The sequence below is a fragment of the Streptomyces sp. NPDC000941 genome (genome assembly GCF_053599555.1).
In genome coordinates this window covers 1-12,320 of the sequence record NZ_JBSFMM010000286.1, presented here as the reverse complement: position 1 = coordinate 12,320, position 12,320 = coordinate 1, and the positions used below count along the sequence as shown (strand labels likewise).

Below are 12,320 nucleotides of genomic sequence, written 5' to 3'. Positions count from 1 at the left end.
GACGCCACTACACCTTCACGCTCGAGGCCGGGAAGAACTTCCACACCCACAAGGGTTCCTTCCCCCACGACGAGCTGATCGGTGCCCCTGAGCCGAGTCGAACAGCTCTCGCACCGGAACGCGTACCCCGTGCCGCTGTTCCAGCTCCGCCGTCATGCCCATCAGGGAGAGTGAGTCCGCGCCGAACTCGAAGAAGGAGTTGTCTGGCGTGACGTCCGCCACGGCCATGCCCAGTTTGTCAGCGGTCAGCGCCCGCACCTCCGCCAGGAGTTCACCCGGGACGACAGGTGCCTTCGAGGCGGAGGCCGGCGGGAGCGTTCGGGGAGCCGGAGCCGTGGCCGGGGCGGGAGCCGGAGCCGGGACGGTAGCCGGGGCCGCCACCGAGCGTCTTCGCAGCGGGTGCCCCGGCAGCGACACCCGGCCCCCGCCGCGGGTGAGCGCGCGCCAGTCCAGTTCGGCTCCCCTGCGGTAGAGCGAGCCGAGCGCGGTGAGCAGCCCGTGCAGCTGTACGGCCGTCCCGTCGCCGTCGCCCTGCCCGCCCGTCCAGCGGCTCGCGGGTGCGCAGTGCCGGCCGAGGCCGGCGAGGATGTTCCCGGCCCCGATCTCCACGAAGTCCTGACACCCCTGCCCGACGGCCTCGGCCATGGCCAGGTCGAAGCGGACCGGCTGCCGGCCCTGCAGACAGAGGTAGTCCGCGTCGACGGTCCAGCCCGCGCCGCGCACCGCTCCGTCGGCCGCGGTCACCAGCGGGGTGTGCAGCGGACGGTACGCCACGCCTTCGGCATGGACCCGGAACTCCCGCAGGGCCGGTTCCATCGCGGCCGAGTGGTAGGCCCGGTCGACGGGCAGCGCCCGTCGGCGCAGCCCCTCCTGGTCGAGGAGGCGCGCCACCTCGTCCAGGGCCTGCCGCGAACCTGAGATCACCTGAGCGCGCGGGCCGTTGACCGCGGCCACGTCGGCACCGGCGCTCTCGGCGATGCGCCGCGCGGTCCGGGCGTCGGCGCGGACCGCGAGCATGCCGCCCACCGGGCAGGCCCGGTGCATCAGGCGCCCGCGCCATGCGGTGAGCCGCAGCCCGTCCTCCAGCGTCAGCGCGCCCGCCGCGTACAGCGCCGCGTACTCTCCGACGCTGTGGCCCAGCAGCAGCGCGGGGCGGACGCCGGCGGCGCGCCACACCTCGCCGAGCGCCGCCTGGTGGGCGAACAGGGCGGCCTGGGCCGTCTCGGTGGGCCAGATCTCGCCGTCGGCCGACGGCTCCGCCAGTAGGAGCGGCAGCAGGGTTCCGCCGAACTCGCCGGCGTAGATCTCCTCGCAGCGGTCGAGTACGCGCCGGGCGGCGGGATACGCGGGGTAGAGTCCACTCGCCATACCGCGGCGTGCGCTGCCCTGCCCCGGGAAGGCAAACGCAACCGGCCCGACGGGGCCCTGCGGCGCCCGCCGCTCCTCCAGCGCGCGGGCGAGCTCTTCGGCCGTCCGGCCGACGGCCGCGGCCCGTGCCGCGCGGTGCGGCCTGCCGAGTGCCATGGTGGCCGCCACATCCGTGGCCGCGAGCTCGGGCTCCTGTCGCAAGCGGTCGCGGAGCCGACCGGTCAACTCGTCCAGGGCCTGCGTGTCGCGGGCCGACACCGGCACGAGTACGGGCAGCTCGGGCGCGGCCGTGGGGGTCGCGGGCGGTGCGGGAGGCTCCTCCAGCACGACATGGGCGTTGGTGCCGCCGACCCCGAGGGCGCTGACTCCGGCCCGGCGCGGCACACCGGGCGGTGGCGACCACGGCTTCAGCTCGGTGGCAAGCGTCAACGGACCGCCGTCCAGGCCGAGTTCGGGATTGGGGCGGGTCAGATGCGGCGTGGGCACCAAGGTGCGGTGCCGCAGCATGAGAACCGTCTTGATCAGCCCTGCCATGCCGGCGCAGCTGTCGAGGTGCCCGATGTTCGGCTTCACCGAGCCGACCGCGCAGAAGCCCGTGCGGTCGGTGCCCTCGCCGAGGGCCCGGGCGAGCGCCTCCATTTCCACCGGGTCGCCGAGCCGGGTGCCCGTCCCGTGTGCCTCCACGTACGAGACCGTGTCCACCGGGACGGCCGCCCTCCGCAACGCCTGGCGCACCACCTCGATCTGCCCCGCGACACCGGGGGCGCTGAAGCCGACCTTGTCCGCGCCGTCGTTGTTGACCGCGGAGCCCAGGATCACCGCGTGCACGGTGTCGCCGTCGGCCAGCGCGCGGTCGAGCCGCTTGAGCAGGACGGCCGCCACGCCGTTGCCGCCGACCGTGCCGTCGGCCTCCGCGTCGAAGGCGCGGCAGCGCCCGGTGGGCGACAGGATCGACCCGGGGTGGCTGCGGTAGCCGGTCTCCTGGGGGAAGTGCACGGCCGCGGCGCCCGCCAGCGCCAGATCGGCGTCCCCGTACAGCACCGCCTGGACCGCGAGGTGCACGGCGACCAGCGAGGTGGAACAGGCCGTCTGCACACCGATGGCGGGGCCGGTGAGCCCGAGCCGGTAGGCGACCCGGGCGGCGAGGAAGTCCGGCTGCCGGCCGATGGCCGTCTGCAGGCCGGTGGCGGGGTCCGCCACGTCGTGGGACGATCCGGTCGCCGACGGCCGCTGGTGGTCGTAGAGGTTCATGCCCGAACCCGCGAACACCCCGATCCGGGTGCCCGGTTCGGCCGCCGCGTAGCCGCCGTCCTCCAGCGCCTGGTGGCAGCACTCCAGGAACAGCCGGTGTGCGGGGTGTGTCAGCTCGGCTTCCTTGGGGGGCATTCCGAAGAAGTCCGCGTCGAACTCCGCCACCGCGTCGAGGACTCCGGCGACGGGCACCAGGTCGGGGGCGCTCAGCACCTCGGGGGGCAGGCCCGCCGCGGCAAGCTCTTCCACGCCGAAGGTCCGGACGCTGTCCACGCCGTCGCGGAGATTGGCCCAGAACTGCTCCGGCGTCTTCGCGCCCGGGAAGCGAAGGGACAACCCGACGACGGCGATGCGCCGATCGGTGGTGTCGGCGTGGCCGATCCCGGTGGGCGTGGGCTCGGCCCGGTTTCCGGTGGCGCCGGACAGATGTGCGGCGAGCGCGGCCGCGGTGGGGTGCTCGAAGAACGCGGTCTGGGCGATCGGTGTCCCGAGCCGCTCCTCCAGCCGGGCCCGCAGGCGCACCAGAAGCACGGAGGTCAGACCGAGTTCGTAGAACGGCAGGTCCGCGTCCACCGGTCGGCCCAGCACCGCGCCGGTCTCCTCCCGCACCGTCCGCGTGATCGCGTCGGGATCCCGCCCGGCGCGCGGGCCGGTGGCCGTGGCCGCGGCGAATCCGCCGCCCGTCAGCCGGTCCCGGAGCTCGGCGCGGCGCACCTTTCCCGCGGGCGTTCTGGGGAACTCGTCCCGCGGTACGGGCAGGACATGGGCCGCGGCGAGCCGCAGCCGAGCGAACAGCGCCGCCTTCACCTCGGCCGCGATCCGTACGTCCTCGGCGGCGCCGCGGCTCACGAAGAACACGGCGAGCTCCTCCGTGCCACGCTCCGGGTGCGGGATGCCACAGGCGGCCACCTCCCCCTGCCTGACCCCGGCGACGGCGGTGGCGGCCTCCTCGACCTCATGGCAGTAGACGTTGTGTCCGTTGAGGATGATCAGGTCCTTGCGCCGGCCGGTGATGACGACCTGGCCCGCGTCGAGGAAGGCGAGATCTCCGGTGTCCAGCCAGTCCCGCCCGGCGGGGTAGGCCGCCGCGTCCGCCTCCGGGTTCTTCACATAGCCGGGGGTGAGGCGAGCGGGCGTGTGCACCTGGAGGCGGCCGATGCCGCCCTCGGGCGCGAGTTCGCCGTGCTCGTCGACGATGCGCAGTGTGACGCCGTGCGCCGGTGCTCCGGCCGCGACGAACGTGACGCAGTCCTCCTCGGGTGTTGCCTCGTCGGCCCGTATCAGCTGCCCGCCCAGGCTGCTCTTGAGCAGGCGGTGCACGGTGCTGGGCCGGTCGAGGCGGCCGTAGGTCACGGCTGTGACCGTCTCGGCCATTCCCCACGCCGGGACGATGTGCCGCTCCTGGAGGCCGTACGCGGCTGTGGCGTCGAGGAAGCGGGTCAGTACCGGCAGCGCGATCCGCTCGCCCCCGCAGAGCAGGGACTTGACGCGGCTGAGGTCCCAGCTCCCCTCCGGCCGCTCGGCGAGCGCGTCCACGACGAGTTGATAGGCGAAGGTCGGCGCCCAGCCGTGCTGGGCGCGGTGTTCATCGAGGAGGTCGAGCCAGCGCCGCGGCTCGGCGAGGACCAGCTCGGTCGGCGCGTGGACGTTGGTGCATCCGGCGAAGACCGCGAGCATGTGGTACAGCAGGAACGCGCCACTGTGGTCGACCGGCAGCCAGTTCACCATCGTGTCGTCCCGGCCGACGTCCAGAGTCCGCCGGGCGCTGGCGGCGAAGTCCGCCAGACCGGCGTGCGTCAACCGTGCGGCCTTGGGCACTCCGGTGCTGCCGGAGGACAGCATCAGCAGCGCGGTGTCGGACGCGGCCGGCTCGATGAGGTCACCCGCGGGCGGGGCGTTCAGAGCGTCCCGCGCCACCACGGCGCGCATCCCCGGAGCGGACTGTGCGAGGTCCGCCGCGCCGGCCGGGTCGGTGAGCACCAGCGGCCGGTCCAACAACTCCCAGGTCTGCAGCAGGCGTTGGAGTGCGGGCGAGGCCGGGGCGGGGTGCTCGGCAATGATGGCGGGGCGGGCGGCGCCGAGCACACAGGCCCAGAAGGCCGGGAAGAACTCGGCCAGCGGCAGGCCGCACAGCACCACGGCGTCGCCGGGGCGCAGCCCGCGCTCGCGCAGTCCGGTGAGCACTCGCCGGGCCCGCAGCAGCAGTTCGGGGTACGGAAGAGCGCTGGTCGAACCGTCCGCGGCGACGGTGACGACGGCCCCGCCGGGCGCGGAGTCCGCGGCCGTCAGCAGCGCCTGCACGGCGTCGCGCGGATCGTCCTCGCCGCGGTCCGGCTCAGGCCCCCGGCAGATGGCTTGCCCCCGTACGCGGTCCATGCGTTTCCTCTCCCTCGTCATTCCCGTTGTCCGGTTGTCGACGGCCGCGCCGGGCCGGGCCGCGGCGGCCGGCGGTGCACATCAGCAGGACCAGTGCGCCGCACACCGCCATGCCGTGGAAGACGCCCACGACGGCCGGGGCCGGCAGCGTCTCGAGGGCCGCCGCGGCGGCCACCGTCCCCAGCGCGAACCCCGACTGCTCCGCCGTGGCCGACAGCCCGAACAGCCGGCCGCGCTGTCGGTCGGGGGCCGCCTGGAGGCGGGAGGTGAAGACGATCTCGGTCCAGCCATCCGCGAACCCCGCCGACACGGCCGCCCCCATCAGGGCGAAGGCGGGCAGTCCGAGGAACGCCGCCACAAACGACAGCGACATCGCGCAGGTGCCGAGCGCGAACGCACGCTCGTCCCAGGCCGCCTCGCCCTGTCTGCGCTTGAGCACCAGATGGGCGAGAACGGTGCCCACCGCCCACGCGGCCCAGAACCGGGACATGAACAGCGCGGGTTCGTCCGGGGCCGCGGAGTGTGCGACCACCGGCAGGGCGACGTTGTGCGAGGAGGACGCCAGCGCGTCGATGCCCCTGAGAAGGATCATGCCAAGGACAAGTGAGCGCACACCTGCCGCTCCGCGCCACAGGCGCAGGCCGCGGCCCGCGCGGACCGGAGGTTCGGTGCCCCCGCGGGAGGCCGTGTCCGCCGGTACGTCCTTCCCTTCGTCCCCCTCGTCCCCCTCGTCCCCCTCGTCCCCCTCGTCCCCCTCGTCCCCCTCATCGTCCGTACGCGGCCGAAGCACCAGCAAAGCCGCGGCGGAGCAGAGGAAACTCACGGCATTGACGGCGAACGCGGCGGAGTAGCCACCGAAGGCGATGACCGGCGCGGCCGAGGCGAAGCCCAGCACCGTGGCCAGCGACCTCGCGGTGACCAGCAGGCCGTTGGCGCGGGCGCGGGCCTCCTGGCCGACCATGACCGGAACCGCACTGCGCAGGGCCACGGTGAAGAAGGTGTTCCCCGCACCGAGGACCACGACCGCGACGGCGAGCAGCCACAGCGGGGTGGTCGGAGCGGTGAGCACCAGCACGGTCATGGCGGCGCCCTGGGCGACATCCGTCCAGATCATGACCGTCCGGCGGGTGACTCTCCCCGAGAGCGCCCCGGCGGCGAGCCCCGCCAGAAAGCCGGAGAACAGCCGTAACGCCATCATCGCGCCGACACCGAGCGCGCTGCCGGTCACCTCGTAGCTGAACAGACTCAAGCCGATCAGGTTCAGGTAGTTGCCATAGGCGGACACCGCATACGCGGACACGAGAATGCGGAAGCGTCGGTCCGTACTCGCCATTGGGCTCCCCCTGTGGCACTCCGGCATCGAGACGGGCGAGTTCAGGCAGCTGCCGGCTCACGCTCGGGGGTGCGGGCGATGGCCAGCCATACGCAGACGATCAGCGGAAGGACCAGCGCCGCGAGGTTCGTCCCTGTCCATCCCAACTGGGAGAACACCAGGTTGGCCGAGAACGAGGCCATGGCGCCCACGCATGCGGTGCTGCCCTCGATGGTGGCCTGGACCCGCCCGCCCTTGCCCTGGGGGTAGCAACGGACCGCGTAGGCGCTGCCGGAGACGTACGCCAGATTCCAGCCCACGCCCACGAGCCCCAACGACACCATGAACGCGGACATCCCCGTGCCGAGCGAACCGATCCCGGCCCCTGTGACCAGCAGAGACGCCCCGAGCATTCCGGTCCAGCGAGGGCCCCACGCGGTGGTCAGCCGGCCGCTGAACAAGGCCGGGGCGAACATCCCCACCATGTGCCACTGGATGACCATCGCCCCCTGGGACAAGGAGTGCCCGGCGTGTTTGCTGCCGATCGGGCCGACGGCCATCAGCATGGTCATCACGCCCGTGGATACCGCCAGCAAGCTGAAGGCCCTGCGGAAGTCACTGGTGTGCACGACATCGCGTACGCGCGTGGCCTGGGCCGTTTCCTCCTCCGTAGCGGAATCCGGATCGGAATCCGCATCGGAATCCGCTTCCGTCGGACGAGGCGACGCCGGTCGTACGGCGAGGATGACAGGCACGACGGCGAACGCCAGGCAGGACACCAACAGGTAGGAGCCGGCGAACTCGGCGCCCACGAGGCCACTGCTCTGTGTCGCGGCCCAAGGACCGACGATCGCCGCTGCCACGCCACCACAGAGGACCGTGCTCAGCGCCCTGGTCCGGGACGCCTTGGGCACCAGGTCTGCCGCGAGGAACCGGAAGTAGCCGCCCGTCGACCGGTACACCCCGACCATGCCCGTACCCGCGCACAAGGTGAAGAAGGAATCCGTCTGGACGGCGAGCGTGGAGACCAGACCACCGGTCACCGCGATGCAGGCGCCCACGGCCAGGACCAATCGGTGTCCGTATCGTGCGGAAAGCATTCCGGTCGCGTATGAGGCGATGGTTCCGGTGACCGTCATCACGGTGAGTGGCAGCGTCGCCAGGGCGCCGGTCGGTGCCATCTCGAGACCGACGACGGCCGTCAGGGTCAGGTCGACGCTGACGCCCGCGTAATAAAGGAATTGGCAGATTGTGAGAAGGTAGACCGGTCTTCCCAGCCGGCCCGTCTTGCTGGTGGCTGGACGGGCCGCTTCTGCCACGGACTTCCCTGCACTCGTCTCGCTGTCCACTGATTCAGTTCTCTCCGTCACACGGCCGCATACGGGATACGGCCGCCATCGCGGGCACTTCTGGCGTGGGGGACCGCTGTAAAGAAAGAAATGGTCACGCCCTGTCCGGCGAGAGGACCACGATGGCCATGTGACGGCCTGTCAGATTTAAGTTCGCGGCCAGGGAGTTCAGTACATCCGCATAGATTCCGCCGTTTAGCGCATCAGGTGCCGCCGTGCCCTGTTCGGGTAGGTATGCGAGTACGACATCCGGCGCTTCCTCACGAGTACCACTTCCCGGGGAATTTCGCTGCCGAGAGTTGGCGGCGGTCGACCTGAATCGATTGCCACGGGCCGAAACCAGAAGCGACTCAAATCTTTCACGGTCGTCTTCGGGCAGATCCAGGGCCTTTACCAGAAGGCGCAGGGTTTCCTTTCGCGGTCTGGCCACTTTCCCGCGTTCAAGGTCGCGGATGGCGCGCACGCTGAGCGTTGAGAAGTCCGCCAGCTCCTGCTGTGTCATTCCGCACGATATTCGGTACTCGCGAAGAATCTCTCCGAATTGGGAAGATTTCTCGGATATGCTCACGACATCCCCTTCCATGGACATTGCCCCGCGTCAGGGGGCTAGTGCATTGGATTTAGACAGGCCGATCCCCGGCTTCTGCTCCGTGACAGGGCATCAGCGAGGGCGGGGGCATGTGTGAGGTGGAGAAAAAGTCAACATACGCCAAAAAATTTCAGCGTGGCGGCGCTTCCGGGGCGCGTGAAACATAACGCGCCCGGCTAATCCTGCCGTGGGGTGTGGTTTTGTGGCCACCCGTCCCAATGTGCTGTCCCCCGTTCAGATGCGAACGCTCCCCGCGGGCCGCTCCCAGTCGCTCTCAGTTGCTCTGTATTGAGCCACCGACGGTCACACTCTGGTCATGGATCAGTATTATTGAGCGTCGTTCCGAAAGCTAAAGTGCCGCCCGCGGGGGTGTCAAGGGCTTTGGCAATAAGTGCCCACGCTGGTCAGATCTGTGCGGGGGCAAGCTCCCGCAGCGTGGGTGTTTTCATCTGTTGCGCACTCAACGACCGCCGCATCACGGCGAACTCGACGACGTGTTCGGCCACCAGCTCAAGGCGTTCGGCCACCTGTGGGTCCTGCACCCGGCCATCGACGTCGAACGAAGTGGTCTCCGTATTGATCGTGACCCCGAGCGGAGTGGGCCAGCCACGCAGCGCGTGAACGGTTGTCCGTAGCGCGGAGACCGCCGACGCCGACGCCTGCCAACCTCCGGCGACCGATATACAGCCCACGGCTCGCTCCGAGAAGTACGGCCGCCGGTCCGAGCGCAGTTCCTCCATGTAGTCGAGTGCGTTCTTCACCATTCCCGAGATCGAGCCATGGTAGGCGGGCGTGGCGATAATCAGGCCGTCCGCCGCCGAGACGGTTTCGATGAGTGCTTTCGCCCGTTCGGACCGTTCTGCCGCCGTGTATTCGTACAACGGCATCACCAGGTCGGGCCCGCTGATCAGCTTCACTCGCGCGCCTCGGCGGACAGCCGCGGCGAGGGCGATGCGCAGGGCCTTCTCCGCAGTCGAGCCCGCTCTGTTGGACCCGCCGATTCCCACTACCTGAACCGCTTCCGGCACGTTGCCCTCCCTCTCGTCCTGCGCCACAAGTCCTCTGACATCCGCCGCCCCGCGGTTTGTTCAGGTCGATACCGTTACTCGAAGCCGCGCCGTCAGTACCGGACCGATGACCGCGAGCGCCTCGGGCCCGGTCATGGCTCCGTGTGCGACGGGTACGTCGGTCACGTCGATGGCCCCGGCTACGTAGGGGCGCCACGCATCCGGAGTCGGCCATCCGTCCCCTCTGTCCAGCGCGGCGGAGAAGAAGAGCAGATCACCACCGAAGACGCGGCCACTGATCGCCCCGGACAGGGCGACATGGGTGGCGAACACCCGCGGGAGCAGTGCGAGCGCCCGTGCCGGGAGAAGCGAAAGCGGGCTGCCCGGCTCCGCCGCGAGACTGAGAAACCGTTCCTCGTCGATGTCGATGTCGATGTCGATGTCGGGCGAACGGTCATCAACTGCGGCCTGCTCAGTGCCCTCGCCCGCGGCGTCTCTCGACGCCGGCAGCATGCCCACCGAGTCCAGAAGAGCGCCGAGACCGGATGTCTGCTCCGTCAGCTCCTCCGGTGTGACCGGATAGCCGTCGAGCACGGCGACAAGCCCGACCTCATCGCCGCCCGACTGCAGCCGGGCGGCGATCTCCTGCGCCACACCGCCGCCGAAGGACCAGCCGACGAGGTGGTACGGACCGGTGGACCGCACCTTCCTCATCTGCCGGATGTATGTCTCCGCGATCTCCACGAGGTTGGTGGGGCGCTCGGCCGGGTCGGAGAGCATGGGCGACTGGAGGACATAGAGCGGAGTGTCGGCGTCCAGATACCTCAGCAGACCCGAATAGACCCAGCCGATGCCGACCGCCGGGTGGATGCAGAACACCGGAGGTTTATGACCGTCGGCGCGCAGTGGCAACATCACCGCCAGCGGATCAGCCGCCTCGATGGCGCCCGCACCGACCGTGTCGGAGTCGATGAGGGCGGCCAGTCCGGCGATTGTGGGCGTGTTGAACAGCGCACGGATGCCGAGTTCCACGGCTCGTCCGCTCCGGACGCGGCTGATCAGCCGGGCCGCGAGGAGGGAGTGGCCGCCGAGATCGAAGAAGCTCTCCTCCGCCCTGATCCGACCCGCATCGACCCCCAGCACCTCGGCGAACACTTCCGCCAGCCATGCTTCCGTTGGTGTGGCAGCCGCACGACTCGATCCGGCCACCGCATAGTCGGGTGCCGGAAGTGCCCGTCGGTCCAGTTTGCCGTTCGGTGTGAGTGGCAGCTGTTCGAGGACCACGACCACGGAAGGCACCATGAAATCCGGCAGCCGCGTGGCCAGCGTGGCCCGCACACTCTTCGCGTCGACTGCCGTGCCTGCTGCCGGCACCACATAGCCCACCAGCCGCTGATCCCTGGGTCGGTCCTCCCGCGCCACCACCGCGGCCTGGGCCACTTCGGCGCAGGCCACCATCGCGGCCTCGACCTCACCGGGTTCGATACGGAAGCCCCGCACCTTCACCTGATCGTCGGCGCGGCCCATGTACTCCAGCACCCCGTCGGCCGACCACCGGGCCAGATCGCCCGTCCGGTACATCCGCGCGCCCGCGGGCCCCCATGGACACGCCACAAAGCGTTCGGCGGACAGCCCGGCCCGCCGCAGATACCCCCGAGCCAGCTGAGCACCGGCGATATACAGCTCGCCCACGACACCCGGCAGCGCCGGTCGCAACCCCGCATCCAGCACGAACATCCGCGTATTCGCCACCGGACGACCGATCGGCACCGTCGCCCCATCGGTGTGGAGCGGTGTGGACCGCCAACGCGTCACGTCCACCGATGCTTCCGTCGGCCCGTAGAGGTTGTGGAGCTCGACACCCAGGGTTGAGTGGAACCTCCTGGCCAGGTCGCCCGACAGAGCCTCACCGCTGCAGAAGACCCGCCGCAGCCCCGTACAGCCTCGCGCCGCGTCGTGCTGAAGAAAGACCTCGAGCATCGACGGTACGAAGTGGAGCGTGGTGACCGCCTCCCGCTGGATCAGCGACGCCAGGTAGCCCGGGTCTTTGTGCCCCTCCGGCTTGGCCAGGACGAGCGTGGCTCCCACGGCCAGCGGCCAGAAGAACTCCCACACCGAGACATCGAAGCTCGACGTCGTCTTCTGCAGGACTCGGTCGTCGGAGTCCAGACCGTACTCGTCATGCATCCACACCAGCCGGTTGACGATGCCTGCATGCGGTACGACCACGCCTTTGGGGCGCCCGGTCGAACCCGAGGTGTAGATGACATACGCGGGGCTCCGCGGGTCGATCTCCCCCGGCGAGGGCAGTCGTACAGCGGCCGGAACCTGCTGCGTACTCAGCGAGTCATACGTTCCCTCATCGATGACCAGCACTGGCTGGGCGTCTTCGAGGAGGTAGTCGACGCGGTCCTGCGGATAGGACGGGTCGATCGGCACATACGCCGCCCCCGCCTTGTGAATCGCGTACAGCGCGACAACCAGTTCGACGGAGCGGGGCAGCTGGACCGCGACGATCCGTTCCGGGCCGACCCCCCGGAGGATGAGACAGCGGGCGAGTTGGTCGGCTCGTTCGTCGAGTTGGCGGTAGGTGAGTGTGTGGTTGTCGCTGATGAGTGCGGTGTGTTCGGGGGTGCGGGCGGCCTGTTCCTCGAACAGCGCGGACAGGGTGGTGGGCGGATACGTGCGGGTCGTGTTGTTCCATGCCGCCAGCTGGGCTTGTTGCGCTGCGGGGTCGGCCAGTGGAAGGTCACTCAGGCGGAGCTCGGGTCGGGCGCTGGCGGTGTTCAGTAGTCGGCTGAAGGCCTGTGCCAGGCGGTCTGCGGTGGCTTGGTCGTAGAGGTCTGTTGCGTATTCGAGTACTCCGTGGATGCCGGTTGGGTGGCCCTGTGGGTCGAAGGTTTCTTCCAGCTCGGCGAAGAGGTCGAATTTCGCGTTACGTGCGGTGACGGGTTCTGGTGCTGTGCGTACGGGGCCCAGCTCCAGCATGGGGCGTGCGTTGTTCTGGAGGACCAGCATGACCTGGAACAGCGGGTGTCGGCCCGCGGTCCGTGTCGGGTTGAGTTCTT

General features: G+C 70.1%; 5 protein-coding genes and 2 pseudogenes. 1 reads left to right on the top strand and 6 read right to left on the bottom strand.

Going from position 1 to position 12,320, the window contains the following annotated elements; genetic code table 11:
• A pseudogene (locus ACWDSL_RS47675) lies at window positions 1–98 on the top strand (tRNA (adenine-N1)-methyltransferase); the annotation flags it as partial.
• Here ACWDSL_RS47675 and ACWDSL_RS47670 read toward each other — a convergent pair.
• The 6 genes and pseudogenes from ACWDSL_RS47670 to ACWDSL_RS47645 form a co-directional block, all read right to left on the bottom strand.
• Window positions 76–4,995 (bottom strand): annotated as a pseudogene (locus ACWDSL_RS47670) (beta-ketoacyl synthase N-terminal-like domain-containing protein); the annotation flags it as partial. The pseudogenes ACWDSL_RS47675 and ACWDSL_RS47670 sit on opposite strands and share 23 nt — an antisense overlap.
• A complete protein-coding gene (locus ACWDSL_RS47665) occupies window positions 4,955–6,328 on the bottom strand; it encodes an MFS transporter (RefSeq protein WP_450495275.1) in 1,374 nt (457 codons plus the stop codon). The pseudogene ACWDSL_RS47670 and the gene ACWDSL_RS47665, both read right to left, overlap by 41 nt.
• A 41-nt stretch (window positions 6,329–6,369) precedes the next feature.
• Window positions 6,370–7,626 (bottom strand): MFS transporter, encoded by a 1,257-nt coding sequence (locus ACWDSL_RS47660; protein WP_450495274.1) that lies wholly within the window; start codon window positions 7,624–7,626, stop codon window positions 6,370–6,372.
• Between the two features lie 124 nt (window positions 7,627–7,750).
• A complete protein-coding gene (locus ACWDSL_RS47655; protein ID WP_450495273.1) occupies window positions 7,751–8,224 on the bottom strand; it encodes a helix-turn-helix transcriptional regulator in 474 nt (157 codons plus the stop codon).
• Between the two features lie 425 nt (window positions 8,225–8,649).
• The gene (locus ACWDSL_RS47650) at window positions 8,650–9,300 is read right to left on the bottom strand and encodes an NADPH-dependent FMN reductase (protein WP_450495271.1); all 651 of its coding nucleotides are present in this window, start codon (window positions 9,298–9,300) and stop codon (window positions 8,650–8,652) included.
• Window positions 9,301–9,333: 33 nt separating this feature from the next.
• Window positions 9,334–12,320 (bottom strand): amino acid adenylation domain-containing protein (locus ACWDSL_RS47645; RefSeq protein WP_450495269.1); only part of this gene is annotated, 2,987 nt, incomplete at its 5' end.

What these genes read in the sequence shown, in the direction of transcription:
- ACWDSL_RS47665 (WP_450495275.1), bottom strand. Translation starts at nt 6,328, where the DNA reads ATGGCGAGTACGGACCGACGCTTCCGCATTCTCGTGTCCGCGTATGCG.